This is a genomic window from Azospirillum sp. UENF 111221 (assembly GCF_058780625.1).
This window is the reverse complement of sequence record NZ_JBSNCH010000005.1, coordinates 1,269,863-1,289,747: the sequence shown is the minus strand read 5'-3', so window position 1 is coordinate 1,289,747 and position 19,885 is coordinate 1,269,863. Positions and strand designations below refer to the sequence as shown.

General features: G+C 68.8%; 17 protein-coding genes and 3 pseudogenes. 8 read left to right on the top strand and 12 right to left on the bottom strand.

What is annotated here, in order from left to right; translation table 11 throughout:
• Window positions 1-9: 9 nt before the first annotated feature.
• The 9 genes from ACWPN3_RS20640 to ACWPN3_RS20600 all read right to left on the bottom strand — a co-directional run bounded on the left by ACWPN3_RS20640 (window position 10) and on the right by ACWPN3_RS20600 (window position 7,639).
• Window positions 10-1,323 carry a methyl-accepting chemotaxis protein gene (locus ACWPN3_RS20640; protein WP_492261713.1) on the bottom strand — a complete coding sequence of 438 codons (1,314 nt, stop codon included), beginning with the start codon at window positions 1,321-1,323 and terminating at the stop codon, window positions 10-12.
• The gene (locus ACWPN3_RS20635) at window positions 1,223-2,149 is read right to left on the bottom strand and encodes a HAMP domain-containing protein (protein ID WP_492261712.1); all 927 of its coding nucleotides are present in this window, start codon (window positions 2,147-2,149) and stop codon (window positions 1,223-1,225) included. Before ACWPN3_RS20635 ends, ACWPN3_RS20640 begins: the two co-directional genes overlap by 101 nt.
• Window positions 2,080-2,559 (bottom strand): MCP four helix bundle domain-containing protein, encoded by a 480-nt coding sequence (locus ACWPN3_RS20630; RefSeq protein WP_492261711.1) that lies wholly within the window; start codon window positions 2,557-2,559, stop codon window positions 2,080-2,082. The genes ACWPN3_RS20635 and ACWPN3_RS20630 overlap by 70 nt, the downstream gene beginning before the upstream one ends.
• A 67-nt stretch (window positions 2,560-2,626) precedes the next feature.
• On the bottom strand, window positions 2,627-3,166 hold the full coding sequence (locus tag ACWPN3_RS20625) for a chemotaxis protein CheW (RefSeq protein WP_492240984.1): 540 nt from the start codon (window positions 3,164-3,166) through the stop codon (window positions 2,627-2,629).
• A 9-nt stretch (window positions 3,167-3,175) separates the two neighbouring features.
• Entirely contained in the window at window positions 3,176-5,473 is a 2,298-nt protein-coding gene (locus ACWPN3_RS20620) for a chemotaxis protein CheA (protein ID WP_492240982.1), read from the bottom strand.
• Between the two features lie 34 nt (window positions 5,474-5,507).
• Window positions 5,508-5,885: a response regulator gene (locus ACWPN3_RS20615; protein ID WP_109048963.1), complete on the bottom strand. Its 378-nt coding sequence runs from the start codon at window positions 5,883-5,885 to the stop codon at window positions 5,508-5,510.
• Window positions 5,870-6,184, bottom strand: a complete 315-nt coding sequence (locus ACWPN3_RS20610) for an STAS domain-containing protein (protein WP_109445638.1) — start codon at window positions 6,182-6,184, stop codon at window positions 5,870-5,872. Before ACWPN3_RS20610 ends, ACWPN3_RS20615 begins: the two co-directional genes overlap by 16 nt.
• Before the next feature lie 184 nt (window positions 6,185-6,368).
• Entirely contained in the window at window positions 6,369-6,875 is a 507-nt protein-coding gene (locus ACWPN3_RS20605) for an RNA pyrophosphohydrolase (RefSeq protein WP_492240980.1), read from the bottom strand.
• A gap of 20 nt (window positions 6,876-6,895) precedes the next feature.
• Window positions 6,896-7,639, bottom strand: a complete 744-nt coding sequence (locus ACWPN3_RS20600; protein ID WP_109445642.1) for a sulfite exporter TauE/SafE family protein — start codon at window positions 7,637-7,639, stop codon at window positions 6,896-6,898.
• A 165-nt stretch (window positions 7,640-7,804) separates the two neighbouring features.
• Between ACWPN3_RS20600 and ACWPN3_RS20595 the strand changes: the two genes are divergently transcribed.
• From ACWPN3_RS20595 to ACWPN3_RS20560, 8 genes and pseudogenes are all read left to right on the top strand, one after another.
• On the top strand, window positions 7,805-9,079 hold the full coding sequence (locus ACWPN3_RS20595) for a glutamate-5-semialdehyde dehydrogenase (protein ID WP_492240978.1): 1,275 nt from the start codon (window positions 7,805-7,807) through the stop codon (window positions 9,077-9,079).
• Entirely contained in the window at window positions 9,045-9,851 is an 807-nt protein-coding gene (locus tag ACWPN3_RS20590) for a nicotinate-nucleotide adenylyltransferase (protein ID WP_492240977.1), read from the top strand. The genes ACWPN3_RS20595 and ACWPN3_RS20590 overlap by 35 nt, the downstream gene beginning before the upstream one ends.
• A complete protein-coding gene (gene rsfS / locus ACWPN3_RS20585; RefSeq protein ID WP_109445646.1) occupies window positions 9,848-10,294 on the top strand; it encodes a ribosome silencing factor in 447 nt (148 codons plus the stop codon). The genes ACWPN3_RS20590 and rsfS overlap by 4 nt, the downstream gene beginning before the upstream one ends.
• 37 nt (window positions 10,295-10,331) lie before the next feature.
• Complete coding sequence (gene rlmH / locus ACWPN3_RS20580) at window positions 10,332-10,790, top strand: 23S rRNA (pseudouridine(1915)-N(3))-methyltransferase RlmH (protein WP_014248610.1); 459 nt, start codon at window positions 10,332-10,334, stop codon at window positions 10,788-10,790.
• 89 nt (window positions 10,791-10,879) lie between these two features.
• On the top strand, window positions 10,880-12,442 hold the full coding sequence (gpmI, locus tag ACWPN3_RS20575; protein WP_492240976.1) for a 2,3-bisphosphoglycerate-independent phosphoglycerate mutase: 1,563 nt from the start codon (window positions 10,880-10,882) through the stop codon (window positions 12,440-12,442).
• A gap of 210 nt (window positions 12,443-12,652) precedes the next feature.
• Entirely contained in the window at window positions 12,653-14,020 is a 1,368-nt protein-coding gene (locus ACWPN3_RS20570; protein ID WP_492261710.1) for a murein hydrolase activator EnvC family protein, read from the top strand.
• A pseudogene (locus tag ACWPN3_RS20565) lies at window positions 14,021-15,473 on the top strand (S41 family peptidase). It begins immediately after the preceding gene.
• A gap of 537 nt (window positions 15,474-16,010) precedes the next feature.
• Window positions 16,011-16,535 (top strand): annotated as a pseudogene (locus ACWPN3_RS20560) (divergent polysaccharide deacetylase family protein); the annotation flags it as partial.
• Window positions 16,536-16,704: 169 nt separating this feature from the next.
• Here the strand turns inward: ACWPN3_RS20560 and ACWPN3_RS20555 are convergent.
• The 3 genes and pseudogenes from ACWPN3_RS20555 to obgE form a co-directional block, all read right to left on the bottom strand.
• Entirely contained in the window at window positions 16,705-17,349 is a 645-nt protein-coding gene (locus ACWPN3_RS20555) for an HAD family hydrolase (protein ID WP_109452639.1), read from the bottom strand.
• Between the two features lie 5 nt (window positions 17,350-17,354).
• Entirely contained in the window at window positions 17,355-18,494 is a 1,140-nt protein-coding gene (proB, locus tag ACWPN3_RS20550) for a glutamate 5-kinase (protein WP_492240973.1), read from the bottom strand.
• Between the two features lie 304 nt (window positions 18,495-18,798).
• Window positions 18,799-19,789 (bottom strand): annotated as a pseudogene (gene obgE, locus ACWPN3_RS20545) (GTPase ObgE); the annotation flags it as partial.
• Window positions 19,790-19,885: the final 96 nt, after the last annotated feature.

The window sequence follows — 19,885 nt, the reverse complement described above, 5'->3', positions numbered from 1 at the left end:
GATCTCGGCTCAGGCTGATTTGCGAGCGAGGGTGAAGAAGGTCATCTGCTGGCGCAGCTGGTCGGCCTGATCCTCCAGGGAACGGGCGGCGGCGGTGCTTTCCTCCACCAGGGCGGCATTCTTCTGGGTCATCTCGTCCATCTGGGCGATGGCGATGTTGACCTCGTCGAGGCCCGATGCCTGCTCGGCGGTCGCCCGCGCGATCTCCGACACCAGATCGGCGACGCGGCCGATGCCCGACACGATCTCGGTCAGGGAGCTGCCGGCCGACCGCACGAGGTCGACGCCCTCGCGCACCTGCCCGCCGCTGTCCATGATCAGCGCCTTGATCTCCTTCGAGGCCTGGGCGGAGCGCTGGGCGAGTTGCCGCACCTCCTGCGCCACCACGGCGAAGCCGCGCCCGGCGTCACCGGCCCGCGCCGCCTCCACCGCCGCGTTCAGCGCCAGCAGGTTGGTCTGGAAGGCGATCTCGTCGATCACGCCGATGATGTCGGAGATCTTCTGCGACGACTGTTCGATCCGGCGCATCGCCTCCACCGCACTGGTCGCCACCTGCCCGCCGCGCGAGGCCGCTGTGCGCGCCTCGGTGGCGAAGCCGTTGACCTGCTGGGCGTTGTCGGCGTTGGAGCGCACGGTGGCGGCGAGCTGTTCCATGCTGGCCGCGGTCTCCTCCAGCGAGGAGGCCTGCTGCTCGGTCCGCTCCGACAGGTCCATGCTGCCTTCGGCCACCTCGCGGCTGGCGATGGCGATGGAGCCGGCGGCATGGTCGATGCGCTGCACGATCTCGGACAGGCGGCCGACCGTGCCGTTGAAATCGTCCTTCAGCCGCTGGAACACGCCCTCATACTGCTTGTCGATGCGGCTGGTCAGATCGCCGCGCGACAGCGATTCCAGCACCGTGGCGAGATCCTCGGTGACGGCGGCGATGTTTCCGGACAGGCGGTTGATGCCTTCGCTGACCAGCCGGAAGAAGCCGCTCTTGCCGTCCAGCGGGATGCGGTGGGTGAAGTCGCCGCGCACGGCATTCTCCACCATGGCGCCGATCTCCGCCTCGATCGCCAGTTCCTCGGTCAGGTCGCGCCATTCGACGACGGTGCCGAGCCGCTCGCCCTGGCGGCTGACCACCGGGTTGGCGATGACCTGGAAGGTGCGGCCGCCGGTCTTTGCCAAGCCGCGGTGGGTGTGGGTCAGATCGGCCAGCAGCCGGCGCTGGTGGGTCGGGTCACGGTGGAAGACGTCGAAATTCTGTCCGACCAGCCTGCCCGGGTCGAAGCCGGGCAGCGCGGTGCGCAGGTCCGCCTCGGCGTGGCGGAACATGCCCATGATCGAAGTCGTTGGCGTAGAGGATGCGGCCGTCGGCATCGGCCATCATGATGTTGGCCGACACCCGTTCCAGCGCGATGCGGGAGCGCAGGGCCTCCACCGCCTCGTCCTTGAAGGCGTCGACGGCGCGGGCCATGTCGCCCAGCTCGTCCTGCTGGCCGGTGTGGGGGACGCTGACCGACAGCTTGCCTTCTGTGAGTTCGGTCATCACCCGGCGGATGCCGGTGACCGGTCCGACGATGGAGGCGGCGATGCGGTTGGCTGCGACGATGCCGATCACCAGCGACAGCAGGCCCAGCCCGACCGTCAGGCGGATGGTGAAGGCAGCCTCGCTGCCGGCCTCCTGCTCGATGGCCCTGGAGCCGGCTGCGATGGAGGCGACGATGCCGTCGATGGCACGGTTGACCGCGGATGCGGCAGCGACGAGATCGTCGGTGCGGCGCTTGGCCTCGTCATTGGCGGCGACGATCTCGCGGAAGGCGCTGCGGTATTCGGCGCCGCGGGTCTCGACATCGCGCAGGGCCACGGACAGGGCGGCGTTGTTTTGCAGCAGGGCGGACAGACGGGCGATCCCGTCGCCCATCGCCTTGCCTTCCGCCTCCAGCTGGGCGGCGGCGGCCGGATCGCGCAGGCCGATGGCGCGGTTGGCGTAGAAGCGGGTCAGCAACCAGCGCTTCTCCACCTCCTGCATGCCGAAAGCGACGTCCTTGTCGCCGGAGGCGTCGGCCGCGGCCACCGCCTCTTCCAGCCGTTTGGTCACCTGGGTGCCCAGCGGGTCCATGCGCTCGCGCAGTGTCCGGTCGGCGCGCTCGCGCACGGTCCGCACCGCATCGAATTTCTCGTGGTAGGCGCCGTGCAGGCTGTTGAGGTCGGCGAAAGCGGCGGCCTGGGGGAGGCCTTCATCATGGCCTGCCGGTCCGCCATCGCCGATTCGAACTCCCCGCGCAGGACGCGCAGCCGGTCCAGCGCCTCGGTAGTGCCGATATTGATGTATTCCCGGGTTTGCAGCCGTTGTGCACCCAGGCGGCTTTCCAGATCCTTGGCGAAGACGGCGAGGTCGCCCGACGCGATGACGCTGTCGATGCGCCGGTTCAACCCATCCAGCCCATAGATGCCGGTGCCGGACTGCGCGGCGATCAGAACCAGCAGCAGGCCGAAGACCAGCCACAGCCGCTTGGCGATGCGCATGTTGCTGAGGAAGGTGCCGGATTTGGCAGTCGTGCCGTCGGTGGCCATCGCTGACGTTCCCTCTTTTTATGGCTTCTCGTTGCGGCCTGCGCAGCCGGGGGATCGCCAACCGGTATCAGGTCGGCTCCAGCGCTGCGCGGGTGGCGTCCTGGTCGACATGCTCGCCGGCGAACAGCTTCCCCACATTGAGCAGGGTCACCATCCGGTTCTCGGCGGTGTAGAGGCCGCTGAGATACTCGGCGTCGATAAGACCGCTGTCGACATCGGGCGGCGGCTTGATGGCGTCATGGCCGATGGCGAGGATGTCGGAAATGGCGTCGACCAGGATGCCGCGCGTTCGCTCCCCCACCTGCATCACCACCACGACATGGCGCTTCGTCACCTGGGTCAGGCCGCCGCCGAAGCGGGCCCGCAGGTCGAAGATCGGGATGATGATGCCGCGCAGGTTGATCACGCCGCGGACATAGTCGGGGAGATTGGGCAGTCTGCTTTCCGGCGTCCAGCCGCGGATTTCCCTAACTGCCAGGATGTTGACGCCGTACTCCTCGCTGCCGACGGTGAAGGTGACGTATTGCTCCTCGCTGCCGTTCGCGGCGCCGGACGGCTGGAGATCGGTGCGGGAGCTGATGGGGGCGATTGCGGTGGAACTGCTCATCGCTGAACCTCAAACCGTTTGGCGTTGACGCTGGTCGGACTTGTCCGCCGGGGCGGGCAGGGACGGGGAAGGCGGGGTGCTGTCGGCGGGGGCGTTTCCATTGCCTGCACCATGCCGGCTCATTTCGCGCAAGCCCGCCACGTCCAGGATCAGGGCGACCCGGCCGTCGCCCAGGATGGTGGCGGCGGCGACGCCGTCCAGCCGGCGGAAATTGGCTTCCAAGCTCTTGATGACGACCTGCTGCTGGCCCAGCACCTCGTCCACCACAAGGCCGAGGCGGGAGCCGTCCTCCGTCTCCACCAGAACGACCAGCCCCTTGGTGGCGTCGTCGATGGCCTTGGGGATGCCGAACAGCCGGTGCAGATGGACGAGCCGGACATATTCGCCGCGCGCCATCATGACATCGCATTTGTTGACCAGCCCATGGAGGTCGGCGGGCTTGGGGCGCAGGCTTTCGACGATGTTGGTCAGCGGCAGGACGAAGCGCTCCTCGCCGACCGAGATCACCATGCCGTCCAGCACCGCCAGCGTCAGCGGCAGCGACAGGACGAAGCGCGACCCTTCGCCCGGCGTCGAATAGACGCCGATCCGCCCGCCCAGGCTGGAGATGTTCCGCCGCACCACGTCCATGCCGACGCCGCGGCCGGACAGGTTCGACACCTGATCGGCGGTGGAGAAGCCGGGCAGGAAGATCAGGTGGTCGATCTCCTCGTCCGACAGGCTGGCACCCGGCTGGACCAGGCCCTTTTCGATGGCCTTTGACAGCACCTTGGCGCGGTTGATGCCGCGGCCGTCGTCGGTCACCTCGATCACGATGCGGCCCGACCGGTGGGCGGCCGACAGATGCACGGTGCCGGCGCGCGGCTTGCCGACGCGCTCCCGCTCATCCGGGCCTTCCAGACCATGGTCGATGGAGTTGCGGATCATGTGGGTCAGCGGGTCGACGAGGTTCTCCACCACCGTCTTGTCGACCTCGGTCGTCTCGCCGGTGGTGACCAGCATCACCTCCTTGCCGGTCACGGCGGCGCATTCGCGCACCAACCGCGGCATGCGGGAGAAGACGCTGGAAACCGGCTGGGCGCGGATCGACATCACGCTTTCCCGGAGTTCGCGCGTGTGCTGGGCAAGGCCCTCCAGCCCTTCCAGCAGTTCCTGGAACTGGCCCGGCGGCAGGTCGCGCAGATGCTCCGCGATCATCGCCTGGGTGATGACCATTTCGCCGACCATGTTGACCAGCCGGTCGATCTTGTCGAGGTCGACGCGGATGGTGTGGGTGGTCGGCCCGGCATGGTCGCTGCCCCCGGTACCGCCGTTCGTCCGCTTGGCGCCGTCGCCGGGCTTCGCCGCACCCGCCGCGCCGGATGTGGTGGCGGCGGGGGTGGCCGGCTGCGGCAGATTGGCGGCAGGGGCGGGCGCGGCGGCCGGGACAGACTCCGCCGGCGCAATGAGCGCGGGGGGGATGATCGCAGGCGGGGGGGCTTCGGCGCTGATGCGGATGTCGCAGTCGTCGGCGACGAACTCGAACACATCGTCGATCTGGGCGCGGTCCACCTGCGGGTCGGCCAGCAGCGTCACCGTCCAGGACAGGTGCAGCAGTTCGGCGTCGAGGTCGCGCAGGGAGGGCAGCCTGTCCAGATGGCAGACCACCTCCGCCTCGCCCAGGCGGCGCAGGGCGCGCAGCATGTAGGTCGGCTCGTTGCCCGACAGCAGCAGTTCGGCCTTCGGGCGGAAGACGATGGTCCAGCGGACCTTGCCTTCGGGAACGGGGCCGGCGGCGGGCGCCGGCTGGTCGTCGCGCGCGGCCTGGATGGCGGCCAGCGCGTCGCCGAAGATGCCGGCCTCGTCATCCTCGTCGTCGGGATGGAAGCCTGCGGCGGCCTGGATGGCGGCAGGCTGCGCGGCCTCGTTCGCCTGCTCCCCGGTCTTGTCCAGGAAACGGCGGAGGGCGGCGACGGTGTCGTCTGTGGTGCCGGCCGGCGCCTCGGTTTCGTCGGCGGCGTGGGCGAGCAGGCGGGCCAGCACGTCGTTGGCGCGGATCAGCGTGTCGACCAGTTCGGTGCTGACCGGGATTTCGGCGTTGCGCACGCCGTCCATCACCGTTTCGAATTCATGGGCGAAGGCGACGAGGTCGTTGAAGCCGAAGGCGCCGCCACCGCCCTTGATCGAATGGACGGCGCGGAAGATCGCGTTCACCTCGTCCATGTCGATTTCGCCGGGGGCAAGGCGCAGCAGCCCGGCCTCGGCGACCGCCAGGAGTTCGGCGCTCTCGTCGAAGTAGGTCTGTTTGAAGCGGCTGAGATCGTCCACGGCTGCACCCCTTCCTGAATCCGGCGGCTTGCGGTCAGCCGCAGACCTTCTGCACCACCGACACCAGCTTGTCGGGGTTGAAGGGCTTCACGATCCAGCCGGTGGCGCCGGCGGCGCGGCCTTCCGCCTTCTTGCTCTCGTCCGCCTCGGTGGTCAGCATCAGGATCGGCAGGGTGCGGTGGGCCGGGATGGCGCGCAGCCTGCGGATCAGGGTCAGCCCGTCCATGACCGGCATGTTCAGGTCGGTGATGACCAGATCCACCTTGTTGGTGGCGATGGCGCTCATCGCCTGCTGGCCGTCGGCGGCTTCCACCACGTCATAGCCGGCGCCCCGCAGGGTGAAGGACACCATGTCGCGCATAGTGCGCGAATCGTCCACCGTCATCACTTTCTTCTTCACGCTCGGCTCCATTGCTTCAGCCAGGCGGCGAGTCCCAGATCCTCGCACGCTTCGGACAGCACCTCGGACGGGGCGGCGAGGACGAAGGCGGTCCCGCGCTCGGCCGCATCGCGGGCAGCGACGACCAGCGCCTGGATGCAGGCGGCGCTGATGCGCTCCACGGCGTCGGCCTGGACGGTGACGTCGGCCGACGCCTTGAAGGCGGCGCGCAAACTGTCCAGCAGAGGTTGCGCCATGGGCAAATCGAGGTCGCTCGGCAGGCCCAGGCGGAGCCGGCCGTCATCCTCCTCCGTCCACTTGATCAGCGACACGCCACCCCTCCGTCTACGGCAGGCACATTCTTGCGCATTCCGGTTGCAGCAGCGACGTTGCCAGACTGCGTCTCAAGGATTCGTTAAGCGCAAGCTTCGGACGGAGGGGGCGGCGGCGGGAAGTTGGGGATAACCGCAATCAAAAATGGGACATGGCGGAGAGGCTGGCGCTCGGCAGGATGCGTCAGCCTCTTGCCGGCGCGATCAGCGGACGGAATTCGGCGAGGACGGACTCATAGACCGGGCGCTTGAAGGCGACGATCAGGCCCGGCAGTTCTTCGGCGTCGATCCATTTCCAGTCGTCGAATTCCGGGTGGTCGGTGTCGAGCCGGATGTCGGCCTCGTCGCCGGTGAAGCGGGCCAGCATCCACATCTGCTCCTGCCCGCGCCAGCGGCCCTTCCACACCCTGCCCAGCAGATCGTCGGGCAGGTCGTAGCGGTGGGGGGCCGCGGTCATGGCGATGAACTCCGCCTTCGCCGTGCCGATTTCCTCCTCCAGCTCGCGGAAGGCGGCGCTGCGGGCATCCTCGCCATCGTCGATGCCGCCCTGGGGCATCTGCCAGTCGGCTTCCGACCCGCATCGCCTGGCGACGAACACCTCGCCGCGGTCGTTCAGCAGCATGATGCCGACGCAGGGACGGTAGGGCAGGGAGCCACGATCAATAGGGGTGCGGTCGATGGGGGCGGTCATGCCGGCAGGCTCCGTTCGGGTCAGGTTTTCGTGAGGAAGAAATAGACGGTCATCGCCGCCCCAACCAGGATCACCAGCTTGCGCAGGACCGGCGGCGGGATGTGGCGGGCTACCGAAGCGCCGGCATAGCCGCCGGCCATGGCGGCGACCAGCATGATCAGTGCCTCCGTCCAATAGACCGCCCCGCCGGCGACGAAGGCCGCCACTGCCACCGCGTTCAGGCAGCCGGAGACCAGCGACTTCAGCCCGTTCATCGCATGCAGGTCGGTCAGGCCGAAGACCCCGAGCGTCGCCAGGATCAGGATGCCGATGCCGCCGCCGAAATAGCCGCCATAGACCGCGATCAGGAACTGCACCGCCAGCACCGTGCCGTGGCCGATGGTGAAATTGCGGCGGACCCAGGCCGAGGCGGTCGGGCCGATGGCGAACAGCAGCGTCGCGAACAGCAGCAGCCACGGCACGATAACCTCGAAGGTCCGCTGCGGCGTCCACAACAGCAGAAGCGCGCCCAGCAGTCCGCCGACGAGGCTGATGCCGAGGAAGGAGGGCAGGTGGACCTCGCGGATGCGGCCGAGCTCCCGCCGGTAGCCGAAGGCGCTGGCCAGCGCGCCGGGCGACACCGCGACGGTGCTGGTGGCGTTGGCGTTCAGCGGCGGCACGCCGGCCAGGATCAGCGCCGGGAAGGTCAGGAAGCTGCCGCCCCCGGCCACGGCGTTCAGCACGCCCGCGAAGAAGGCGGAGACGATCAGCAGCAGCGTCAGCATGTCACCTTACCCGAAAACCGTGCCCGGCGCGGGGCTGCGCGTTGCGTTTTGCACACGCCCGCCCATACCGCAACGCCGAAGTCCCACAACCGCGCGGCTTTCGCAACCCCGAACAATTCGTTAAGGTCGTCGTCCCTTCAACGGATAGAGTGTCCGGAGACCTCCATGTCCGCCCTGCTCGACACCACCGACGCCCTGCACGACCAGATGATCGCCCTCGGCCGCGCCGCACGCGCCGCTGCGGCCGCGCTGGCGACCGTGCCAGGACCGTCGAAGGACCGGGCGCTGAGGGCGGCGGCGGCGGCCATCCGCGCCCGCGCCGCCGACATCAAGGCAGCGAATGCCGAGGACATGGCGAGTGCCCGCGACCTTTCCGGCCCCATGCGCGAACGGCTGATGCTGGACGACACGCGCATCGAGGGCATGGCCAAGGGGCTTGAGGACATTGCCGATTTCCCCGATCCCATCGGCGGCGTGTTGGCGGAGTGGACGCGGCCCAACGGCCTGCGCATCCAGCGCGTCCGCGTGCCGCTGGGCGTCGTCGGCATCATCTATGAAAGCCGGCCCAACGTGACGGCGGATGCCGGCGGTATCTGCCTGAAGTCGGGCAACGCCGCCATCCTGCGCGGCGGGTCGGAGAGCATCCGGTCCTCCCGCGCCATCGCCTCCTGTCTGGCCCAGGGGCTGCGCGAGGCCGGGCTGCCGGAGGCGGCGATCCAGCTGGTGCCGACCACCGACCGCGCCGCCGTCGGCCACATGCTGACCATGCGCGATTACATCGACGTCATCATTCCGCGCGGCGGCAAGTCGCTGATCCAGCGCATCGCCGACGAGAGCCGGGTGCCGGTCATCAAGCATCTGGACGGCAACTGCCACGTCTTTGTCGATGCCGCCGCCGACCTGGAGAAGGCGCGCAAGGTGGTGCTGAATGCCAAGATGCGCCGGACCTCCATCTGCGGCGCAGCCGAGACGCTGCTGGTCGACCGCGCCATCGCCGGCACGGTCCTGCCGGTTCTGGTGAAGGATCTGCTGGATGCCGGCTGCGCGGTGCGCGGCGATGCGGCGGCCCAGGCTGTCGATCCGCGGGTGACGGCGGTGGCGCCGGAGGATTGGGACACCGAGTATCTTGACGCCATCATCGCCTGCGGCGTGGTGGATGGGGTGGATGGGGCCATCGACCACATCAACACCCACAGTTCCCACCACACCGAATCGATCCTGACCGAGGATCCGGCGGTGGCGGAGCGGTTCCTGTCCCGCGTCGACAGCGGCATCGTGCTGTGGAACGCCTCCACCCAGTTCGCCGACGGCGGCGAGTTCGGCATGGGTGCCGAGATCGGCATCTCCACCGACAAGTTCCACGCCCGCGGCCCGGTGGGCGCGGAGCAGCTGACCAGCTACAAGTATGTCGTGCGCGGCGATGGCCAGACGCGGCCTTAAGGATCAGGCCCTCTCCCGCCCCGGGAGAGGGAGGGGACCCGCCGGAGGCGGGGAGGGTGAGGGGCGATCCGGACATGGATCCCCCGATCCTTGCATCACCCCTAACCCTTCCCATGCTTCTCATGGGCCCATTCCCTCTCCCGGGGCGGGAGAGGGACACCACGCCCCCCAGCTCTACTCCGGCCCGCTCTATGCGGGGCTGACCGTTGGCATTCTCGGTGGGTCGTTCAACCCGGCCCACGCCGGGCACCGGCACATCAGCCTGTTCGCGCTGAAAGCGCTGGGGCTCGACCGCGTCTGGTGGATGGTCAGTCCGCAGAACCCGCTGAAGTCCACGTCCGGCATGGGCTCGCTGCCCGAGCGGTTGGCGGAGGCGCGGGCCGTCGCCGCTCATCCACGGATCGAAGTGACGGCCATCGAGACCGCGCTCGGCACCCGCTACACCGCCGATACGCTGGCCAAGCTTCAGCGCCGCTTCCCCAAAACCCGCTTCGTTTGGTTGATGGGGGCGGACAATTTGCGGCAAATTCCACGCTGGAAGCACTGGAATCGAATCTTCGACTCGGTGGCCGTTGCGGTTTTCGCCCGTCCAACCTATTCTCTTGGTGCGTTGAGCGGCAAGGCCGCCCAGCGCTACACCCGTCGGCGGGTGTCGGTGTCTGGGGTAAAAGGGCTGGCGCGCCGCAGGCGGCCGGCCTGGGCGTTCTTACGCAATCCCTTGCACCCGGCCTCGGCGACGGCGATCCGGCAGGCACGGGCCGCCGGGTCGTGAAACCGTTGCAAGAGGTTGGAGCCATCACCACGCACACCGAAACGGCCGCGACCGCTCCGCGGCCAGCCGCCGTTCCCCAGATCCTGGAACCGCAGGATCTGAAGGCGCTCATCCAGGCGTCGCTCGACGCCGACCAGGCAGATGACGTGACCGTCATCGATCTTGCCGGGAAAACCACCTTCGCCGATTACATGGTCGTGGCGTCGGGCCGCAACACGCGGCACATCGGCGCCATGGCGATGAAGCTGGCCGAGAAGCTGAAGCAGGCCGGCGTCCGCGGCGTCGAGATGGAAGGCATGGCCCAGTGCGACTGGGTGCTGGTCGATGCCGGCGACGTGATCGTCCACCTGTTCAAGCCGGAAGTCCGGACCTTCTACAACATCGAAAAGATGTGGGGCCTGGAACTGCCGACGCCGTCGGGCACGGCGCGGCTGAGCGCCTGACGGGCAGAGGACGGAAACGACGGCGGAGGGCCGCATCATGCGTCTGTGGCTCGCCGCCGTCGGGCGGTCGCGGGGTGGACCGACCCGCGACCTGTTCGACGAGTATGTCGGACGGCTCGGCTGGCCCTTCACCCTGAAGGAGGTCGAGGTGAAGAAGCGCCTCTCCTCCGACGAATTGAAACGGCAGGAGGCCGAGCTGCTGCTCGCCGCCGTGCCGGCCGGCGCCATCGTCGTGGCGCTGGACGAACGCGGTAAGGCGCTGCCAAGCGAGAGTTTCGCCGCGAAGATCGGCGACTGGCGCGACCGCGGCGCCGGCGACCTCGCCTTCCTGATCGGCGGTGCCGACGGCCATGGCGACGCGGTGCGCGCGCGGGCCGACTTCCTGCTCGCCTTCGGGCCGATGACCTGGCCCCACATGCTGGTGCGCGGCATGCTTGCGGAGCAACTCTATCGCGCTCAACAAATTCTTGCCGGTCACCCCTATCACAGGTCCTGATTCCGAGCGTCGCATCCGGCGCGCGGAAAAGCGCCGGAGCTGAAAACACGAAACTCCGAGACCACAACCTTTCGAGAAAGGTAAGCGCGATGACCGAGACCAACCGACCCCGCCCCGTCGTCCTCTGCATCCTGGACGGCTGGGGCTATCGCGAGGAGCGGTCCGACAACGCGATTGCGCTGGGCGAGACCCCGAACTGGGATCGCCTGTGGTCGGCCGAACCGACGGCCTTCCTCGACGCCAGCGAGGAGGAGGTCGGCCTGCCCAAGGGCCAGATGGGCAACTCCGAGGTCGGGCACATGAATCTCGGCGCCGGCCGGGTGGTCATGCAGGATCTCGTGATGATCGACCATGCCATCGTCGAGGGCGAGCTTGAGCGCAACGCCGCGCTGAACGATCTGGTCAAGGAGATGCACAAGACCGGTGGGCGCGTCCACCTGATGGGCCTGCTGTCGCCGGGCGGCGTCCACTCGCACCAGGACCACATCGCGGCACTGGCCGGCGTGCTGTCGCGCGAGGGCGTGCCGGTGGCGGTCCATGCCTTCACCGATGGCCGCGACGTTCCGCCGCAGAGCGCCAAGGACCAGGTCGCCGAGTTCATGGCCGACGTCTTCGAGCTGCCGGGTGTCGAGGTGGCGACCGTCATCGGCCGTTATTACGCGATGGACCGCGACAAGCGCTGGGACCGCGTTGCCAAGGCCTATGCCGCGATGACCAGGGCGGAAGGCGAGCGCGCCGCCGACCCGATCCAGGCCATCGAACAGAGCTATGCCGCCGACAAGCATGACGAGTTCATCCTGCCGACGGTGATCGGCGATTACGCCGGCATGAAGGACGGCGACGCCATCCTGATGGCGAATTTCCGCGCCGACCGCGCCCGCGAGATCCTGGCCGCCTATGTCGAGAAGGATTTTGGCGGCTTCCCCGTCGATGGGGCACCGAAGCTGGCCGCCGTTGTCGGCATGGTCGAATATTCGTCGGCGCTGGCGAAGCTGATGACCACCATCTTTCCGCCCAAAACCCTGACCAAGGTGCTGGGCGAGGTGGTTTCCGAGGCCGGATTGAAGCAGCTGCGCATCGCCGAGACGGAGAAGTATCCGCACGTCACCTTCTTCTTCAACGGTGGCGAAGAGCGGGTCTATGAGGGCGAGGACCGCATCCTGGTCCCGTCGCCGAAGGTCGCCACCTACGACCTCCAACCGGAGATGTCGGCCTCGGAAGTGACCGCCAAGCTGGTCGGCGCCATCGACTCGGGCAAGTACGACCTGATCGTCGTCAACTTCGCCAACCCCGACATGGTCGGCCACAGCGGCATGCTGGACGCCGCCATCAAGGCGGTGCAGGCGGTCGACAGCAGCGTCGGTCAGGTGGAGGCTGCGGTGCGCCGTGCCGGCGGCACCATGCTGATCACCGCCGACCACGGCAACTGCGAGCTGATGAAGGATCCGGAGACCGGCGGGCCGCACACCGCCCACACGCTGGACAAGGTTCCGCTGGTGCTGGTCAACGGCCCGGCCGGCGCCCGGATCGACAGCGGCCGTCTGGCCGACATCGCCCCGACACTGCTGGACCTGCTGGGCCTGCCGAAGCCGGCCGAGATGACCGGCCGCAACCTGCTGGTCCGCACCGCCGCCCGCGCGGCGGCGGAATAACGGATGGCGCCCGTCCCTTTCACCTCTTTGTCCCCCTCTCCCCCCCGGGGAGAGGGTCGGGGTGAGGGGGGCGCGTGGCGTGGAGTTGCGGGAAGTCCGGTGCTTGGTCCTGCATCGCGATTTGCATCCCGCATCGCCTCCCCCTCACCCAGCCCTCTTCCCAGGGGGGAGAGGGTATCCGGGGTAGGAGAGGGTCTGTTCGCCGGCTTCGTGGTCATCGCCGGCCTGATTCTCGCTCAGCCGGCGAATGCTCAATCCGAAGCCCCCAAGGACACCCTCAAGCGGGTCGAACAGCAGCTCCAGACCGGCAAGCAGCGCCAGCAGCAGCTGGAACGCCAGTCCCAGGCGCTCCAGAGCGAACTCGATGCCCTGCGCGGCCGGCTGATCGCGCTGGCCGACCAGGCGCGCGGGCAGGAACAGACGCTCGACCAGCTGGAAGAGTCGCTGTCCGCCCTGGAGGGGGAGGAACGCGAGCGCTCCGCCGGTCTCGACGCCGAACGGCAGCAGATCGCCACCCTGCTGGCCGCCCTCCAGCGGCTGGCGCGCATCCCGCCGGAGGCAGCACTGGCCCGGCCGGAAAGCCCCGTCGATACCCTGCGCTCCGCCCTGCTGCTGCGCGACGCCGTGCCGGCGTTGAAGGCGCGGGCCGATGCGCTGTCCCAGGCGTTGACCGCGCTGGCCGACACCCGCGGCAAGCTGGTCGACCAGCGGGCGAAGGCATTGGCGGCGCGGGTGGCGCTGACCGAAAAGCAGGATGAGATGAACCGCCTGATCGCCCGGCGCGAGGAGCTGTCGCGCCAGACGGAGGAGGAGCGCGTCCAGGTCGGCCAGCGCATGGCGGATTCGTCGGGGCAGGCCACCGATCTCCGCCAGCTGATGGAGCGCATCGAGGCCGAACGCCGCGCCGCCATCGAGGCGGCTGCACGCCGCGAAGCCGAGCGGCGCGAGGCGGAGCGCAAGGAAGCCGCCAAGCGCGAAGCGGAGAAGCGCGAGGCCGAACGCCGGCTCGCCGCCCAGAAGGAGGCGGAGCGCAAGGAGGCCGAACGCAAGCTGGCCGAACTGCGCGCCGCCGAACAGAAAATCGCCGAACAGAAGGCTGCTGAGGAAAAGCGCGCGAAGGACGAGGCCGCCAGGGAGGCGGCACGCGAACGCGAGCTGGCCGCGAAGTCTCCGGACGGACCTCCGGCCGTCTCCGGTATGGTTCTGCCGGCGGCCGGCAAGCTGACGACCCGCTTCGGCGAGGCCGACCGCTATGGCGCGACCAGCCGCGGCGTGACGGTCCAGACCCGCGCCGGGGCCGCCGTGGTGGCGCCGCGCGGCGGCACGATCGTGTTCGCCGGCCCGTTCAAGGGCTATGGCCTCATCTTGATCGTGGAACACGGCAACGGATATCATAGTTTGATTGCGGGTTTGGGCCGGATCGAAACGGCCGTCGGGCGTAAGGTGGCCAGCGGGGAACCGCTGGCGGTCATGCCGCCGGACGGCAATCCGGATCTCTATTTCGAGCTGCGACGAAACGGCCAGCCGATCAATCCGCAACGCGGGTTCGGCGCCCCGGAGGGGAAAGGACAAGGGTAGATGAGGATGTTCAAGCGCGCCGCAACGGCGGCAGCTCTGGTGTTTCTGGGCGCCGGCGTCGCCACCGTCACTGCTCAGTCCAGCAATTCGTCGGACACTTACCGGCAGCTGAACCTGTTCGGCGACGTCTTCGAGCGCGTCCGCGCCGAGTATGTCGAGCCGGTGACCGACGAACAGCTGATCGAATCGGCGATCAACGGGATGCTGACCTCGCTCGACCCGCATTCCAGCTATCTGAACAAGAAAAGCTTCCAGGACATGCAGGTCCAGACCCGCGGCGAGTTCGGCGGGCTGGGCATCGAGGTGACGATGGAGAACGGCCTGGTGAAGGTCGTCTCCCCCATCGACGACACCCCGGCCTTCCGCGCCGGCCTGCAGCCGGGCGACCTGATCGTCCAGCTGAACGGCGAGGCGGTCATGGGCCTCAGCCTGAACGAGGCGGTGGAGAAGATGCGCGGTCCGGTGGGCAGCGAGCTGAAGGTCACCGTCCGCCGCGGCGAGGCGGGAGAGCCCTTCACCGTGTCGCTGACCCGCGCCGTCATCAAGGTGCAGTCGGTCCGCTTCCGCACCGAAGGCGACATCGGCTACATCCGCGTCACCAGCTTCAACGAGCAGACGCAGAGCGGGCTGGAGAAGGCGATCTCCTCCATCCAGCAGCAGCTGGGCGACAAGCTGAAGGGCTTCGTGCTCGATCTGCGCAACAACCCGGGCGGCCTGCTCGACCAGGCGGTTTCGGTCTCCGACACCTTCCTGGAGAAGGGCGAGATCGTGTCGACCCGCGGCCGGCGCGCCGAGGAAGGCACCCGCTTCAACGCCAAGCCGGGCGACCTGATCAAGGGCATGCCGCTGGTGGTGCTGATCAACGGCGGCTCGGCCTCGGCCTCGGAAATCGTCGCCGGCGCGCTGCAGGACCACAAGCGCGCGATCATCATGGGCACCCAGAGCTTCGGCAAGGGATCGGTCCAGACCATCATCCCGCTGCCCGGCCATGGCGCCATGCGTCTGACCACGGCGCGCTACTACACGCCGTCGGGACGCTCGATCCAGCAGCTCGGCATCACTCCGGACATCGAGGTGCATGTCGCCAAGGTGGAGGACCTGGACAAGAACGTCATCCGCCGCCGCGAGGCCGACCTGAAGGGTGCGCTGGTCAACCCCGACGCCGCCAGCAAGGCGCCGCGTCCGGCAACCACCAACCCGGCCGCTCCCGGCACGCCGGCGGCCCCGAACCCGGCCGCGCCGGCTCCGGGACCGGGGGCGGGTGCCGCCCCAGTGGCTCCCGGTGCTCCCGGTGCGACACCCGGTGCTGCCCCTGCTCCGGGTGCCGCCCCCGCCCCGGCCGAGGGTGCAGCGGCGGAGGGGGCGGAGCCGCCCTTCGACTTCCAGCTCGCCCGCGCGCTGGATTCTGCTGCGTGGCGTCGCCCTGTTCCAGCAGCGCTCCGCGGCGCGCTGACCGGAGCGAACGACAGTGAAGGCTCCCGCCCTGTTCGGTCGTCTGCGGTTCGATGTCCGGGGCCTGCGCCCCGGGCTCGGCTGGCTGCGCCGTTTCCGTCGTAATGGAAACGACTCGGCGGGAGAACCACGCAAGCCGCTTTCCAAAGCCCTGTTGGGTGCCGTCGCCGTGGTGGCGGTCGCCTATGCCGGCTTGGCCGGTTGGCTGGCTCTGAACGGCGGGGCGACGCGGGAGGCCTGGCAGGCGTCGATTCCGTCGACGACGGTCGCGGTCGCACCGCTGCCGCCACCGCCACCGCCGGAGCCCAAGGTTGCCGCCCCGGCGGTTCCGCCGCCGCTGCCGACCGATGGCGCCCCGCTGCCGCTGCCGGGTGTTCCGGCGGCGGCGGTGACTCTGGTCCCGGCTCCGGTGCCGGGATTGGTGGAGGACAGCCGCAACGGCCCGCTGCCGCGCATCGCCCAGGACGGGCGCAAGCCCTGGCAGGTCTATGCCCGGCCCTTCCCGGCGACCGACAAGCGGCCGCGCATCGCCATCGTGATGTCGGACCTGGGGCTCAGCGGCGTCACCACCGGCAACGCACTGGCGAAGCTGCCGCCCGGCATCACGCTGGCCTTCCTGCCCTATGCCGAGCGGCTGGACGATTGGGTCGAGCGGGCCCGCACCAAGGGGCACGAGGTGATGCTGTCGGTGCCGATGGAGCCGCTGAACTACCCGCGCGACGATCCCGGCCCCAATGCGCTGCTGACCATGCTCGGCCCCGACCGCAATGTGGAGCGGCTGGAATGGTCGCTGGGCAAGGCGGTGGGCTATGTCGGCATCACCAGCACCACCGGCAGCAAGTTCACCGCCAACCCGGCGGCGATGCAGCCGGTGGTGGACGCGCTGAAGGCCCGCGGCCTGCTGCTGGTCGATGCCCGCGCCAACCCCAAGAGCGTCGCCGGGCCGCTCGCCAATCTGGCCGGCGTGCCGCGGGCGCTGGGCGACCGGGTCATCGACCGCGACCTGTCGCGCGGCGCCATCGACGACCAGCTGCGCGAGTTGGAGGAGCTTGCCAAGGCCAACGGTGCCGCCGTCGGCTTCGCTTCCCCCTATCCGACGACGATCGAGCGTCTGAAATCTTTGGATGACCGCTCTCGCCGATCGTGGCATCGCGCTGGCCCCGGTGTCGGCTGTGGTCAATATCCAGAAATGACGGACTCAGGGAGGGTCGGTCGCCGACCCCCCGTCTTCCTCACCCGCAAAGCGCATCCCAATCCAGCGACCCCGGATCCTCCACCAGATGGTCCACCGTGTCGAACACCACGGCGGGGTGCTGGGGCCAGGCGATGGTCAGCATGCCAGCGGCCTTGGCGCTGCGGGCGCCGGTGGGGCTGTCCTCGATCACCGCGCAGGCTTCCGGAGGCAATCCCAGCATCTTCGCCGCCAACAGGTAGGGCTCCGGATGGGGCTTGCCGTTGGCAACGTCCTCGCGCGCGATGCTGAAGCGGAAATGCGGGATCGCCATCGCCCGCATGTTGGCGTCGACGATCATGCGCCCGCCGTTCGACACGCAGGCCTGGGCCAGCCCGCGGGCGGCGAAGGCTTCCACCAGGGCGAAGGCACCCTCGCGCGGGCGGACGCGATCGACGTTGGCGACATACTGCGCGTTGATCTCGTCGGCCCAGACCTTCAGGTCGATGGGGAAGGGGCGGCGGGCATGCAGGGCGGCGTAAATCTCGCGGAACGCCACGCCGTGCATCGACCGGCAGTCCTCCTCGCTCAGCTCATGGCCATAGCCGCGGCAGACGTCGACGGTGATCTGCTGGTGCCAGGGCTCGCTGTCCATCAGCGTGCCGTCGATGTCCCACAGGATGGCGCGGATCGGGCTGCGCGACATCGCGGTCACCGCACCACCAGATCGTCACGGTGGATCATCTCGTCACGTCCCTGATAGCCCAGGATCTCCGGGATCTCGGTGCTCTTGTGGCGCAGGATCTTGCGGGCGTCGTCGGCGCTGTAGGCGACGAGGCCGCGGGCGACCTCGCGCCCCTCCTGCGTGCGGACGATCACCACGTCGCCGCGGTCGAAGTCTCCCTGCACGGCGGTGACACCGGCGGGCAGCAGGCTGGCGCCGTGGGACAGGGCGCGCATGGCGCCGTCATCGACCACCAGCACGCCGGTGGCGTTGACATGCCCGGCGATCCAGGCCTTACGGGCGCTGGTCGGCTCGGCCGACGGCAGGAACCAGGTGCAGAGCGCGCCGCCATCCTCCGGCCGCTGCTCCAGCGCCGCCAGCGGGTTCATGCGCTTGCCCTTGGCGATGACCATCCGGCAACCGGCCGACAGGGCGACGCGCGCCGCTGCGATCTTGGTCACCATGCCGCCGCTGCTGTAGCCGGGGGGCGGCTCGCCGGCCATGCCCTCGATCTCCGGCGTCAGTTCGCGCACGGTGGGGATGTGGCGGGCGTCCGGGTCCTTGCGCGGGTCGGCGGTGTAGAGGCCGTCAATGTCCGACAGCAGCACCAGCGTGTCGGCGCTGACCATCTGCGCGACACGGGCGGCCAGCCGGTCGTTGTCGCCGAATCGGATTTCGGCGGTGGCGACGGTGTCGTTCTCGTTGATGACGGGAACTGCACCCAGCTTCAGCAGCGTGTCGATGGTGTTGCGGGCGTTCAGGTGGCGCCGCCGCTCTTCCGTGTCCTCCAGCGTCACCAGCACTTGGGCGACGGTGACGTCATGGCGGGCCAGCGTTTCCTGGTAGGCGTGGGCAAGGCGGATCTGGCCGGTGGCGGCGGCGGCCTGCTTCTCTTCCAGCTTCAGCGCCCGGCCGACGAGGCCAAGATGCTCCCGCCCGCAGGCGACGGCGCCGGAGGTGACGATAACCACCTCCTGTCCGCGCTTGCGGCAGGCGGCGACGTCGTCGGCCAGCGCGTCGAGCCAATCCCGGCGGATTTGCCGGGTCTCCCCGTCGACCAGAAGGGCCGAGCCGATTTTTACGACCAGCCGGCGGGATTCGAGAAGGGTAGGGGCGTCAAGCGCCATGGCGGGAGGTTCCGTCCGTATCGTCGTCCGAACCGTCCTCTTCGCCCTCCGGCTCCTCTCCGTCAAGAGCTTCGTCCGAGTCGCCTTCCTGCTCCTCGCCGTCCAGCTCCTCGCCCTCTTCGAGATCGCCTTCTTCCAGGTCCTCTTCGAAGTCCTCGTCCTCGAGATTGTCTTCCTCGCCGCCGACCCACTCGCCGGTTTCATCGTCCCACTGCATCTCGCCGTCGTCGGGCAGCTTCTGGCCGACCGGCGGGCGCGGGATGGACCGGGTCGCGGGGGCGTGGATGACCTCCGGCTCTTCTTCCTTCGATTCCTTGATGACCGTCAGCAGGCGGTACAGCACCTGCTTCACGCCCTGGCCGGTGGCACCGGACAGCACCATGACCTCGGCGCCCGATGCCTCCTCCAAGGCCGCCTTCTTCTCCTCGATCTCTTCGTCGAGCAGGGCGTCGGCCTTGTTCAGCCCGATCACCTCCAGCTTGTCGGCGAGGTTGCCGCCATAAGCTTCCAGCTCGTTGCGGATCGTGCGGTAGGAGGCGACGACGTCATCCGCCGTGCCGTCGATCAAATGCAGCAGGATGCGCGAGCGTTCGACGTGACCGAGGAAGCGGTCGCCCAGCCCATGGCCCTCGTGCGCGCCCTCGATCAGGCCGGGAATGTCGGCGATGACGAACTCTTCGTCACCGGCGCGGACGACGCCCAGGTTGGGAGCCAGCGTGGTGAAGGGGTAGTCGGCGATCTTCGGCTTGGCCGCCGTGGTGGCGGCCAGGAAGGTCGACTTGCCGGCATTGGGCAGCCCAAGCAGGCCGGCATCGGCGATCAGCTTCAGCCGCAGCCACACCCACTGCTCCTGCCCCGGCCAGCCGGGGTGGAACTTGCGCGGCGCCCGGTTGGTCGGCGTCTTGAAGTGCGCGTTGCCGTGCCCGCCGTCGCCGCCGCGCAGGAAGACGCGGCGCTGTCCGGCCTCGGTCAGGTCGCACAGCACGGTTTCCTGGGTCTCGTCCAGGATTCTGGGTCCCGACCGGCACCTTCAGGACGACATCCTCGCCACGCGCGCCGTTGCGGTTGCTGCCCATGCCGTGATGGCCGCGCTGCGCCTTGAAGTGCTGCTTGTAGCGGTAGTCGATCAGCGTGTTCAGGCCGTCCGCCGCCTCGATGATCACGTCGCCGCCACGACCGCCGTCGCCGCCGTCCGGGCCGCCGAACTCGATGAACTTCTCGCGCCGGAACGCCACGGCACCGGGGCCGCCGTCACCGCTCTTCAAGAACACCTTGGCCTGATCGAGAAACTTCATCGGGGGACCTTGCCCGTAAACGGAAGGGAAACCGGCGGCGGGACGGCACCGGACTGAAAACGAAAATCGGGGAGCCGGTCGCCCGGTCCCCCGATT

Excerpts from the sequence above, each read along its gene's own strand:
- ACWPN3_RS20640 (WP_492261713.1), bottom strand. The coding sequence starts at position 1,323 with ATGGGCATGTTCCGCCACGCCGAGGCGGACCTGCGCACCGCGCTGCCC.
- ACWPN3_RS20630 (WP_492261711.1), bottom strand. The coding sequence starts at position 2,559 with ATGGCCACCGACGGCACGACTGCCAAATCCGGCACCTTCCTCAGCAAC.
- ACWPN3_RS20625 (WP_492240984.1), bottom strand. The coding sequence starts at position 3,166 with ATGAGCAGTTCCACCGCAATCGCCCCCATCAGCTCCCGCACCGATCTC.
- ACWPN3_RS20615 (WP_109048963.1), bottom strand. The coding sequence starts at position 5,885 with ATGGAGCCGAGCGTGAAGAAGAAAGTGATGACGGTGGACGATTCGCGC.
- ACWPN3_RS20605 (WP_492240980.1), bottom strand. The coding sequence starts at position 6,875 with ATGACCGCCCCCATCGACCGCACCCCTATTGATCGTGGCTCCCTGCCC.
- ACWPN3_RS20600 (WP_109445642.1), bottom strand. The coding sequence starts at position 7,639 with ATGCTGACGCTGCTGCTGATCGTCTCCGCCTTCTTCGCGGGCGTGCTG.
- ACWPN3_RS20595 (WP_492240978.1), top strand. The coding sequence starts at position 7,805 with ATGTCCGCCCTGCTCGACACCACCGACGCCCTGCACGACCAGATGATC.
- ACWPN3_RS20590 (WP_492240977.1), top strand. The coding sequence starts at position 9,045 with ATGTCGTGCGCGGCGATGGCCAGACGCGGCCTTAAGGATCAGGCCCTC.
- rlmH (WP_014248610.1), top strand. The coding sequence starts at position 10,332 with ATGCGTCTGTGGCTCGCCGCCGTCGGGCGGTCGCGGGGTGGACCGACC.
- gpmI (WP_492240976.1), top strand. The coding sequence starts at position 10,880 with ATGACCGAGACCAACCGACCCCGCCCCGTCGTCCTCTGCATCCTGGAC.
- ACWPN3_RS20555 (WP_109452639.1), bottom strand. The coding sequence starts at position 17,349 with ATGTCGCGCAGCCCGATCCGCGCCATCCTGTGGGACATCGACGGCACG.
- proB (WP_492240973.1), bottom strand. The coding sequence starts at position 18,494 with ATGGCGCTTGACGCCCCTACCCTTCTCGAATCCCGCCGGCTGGTCGTA.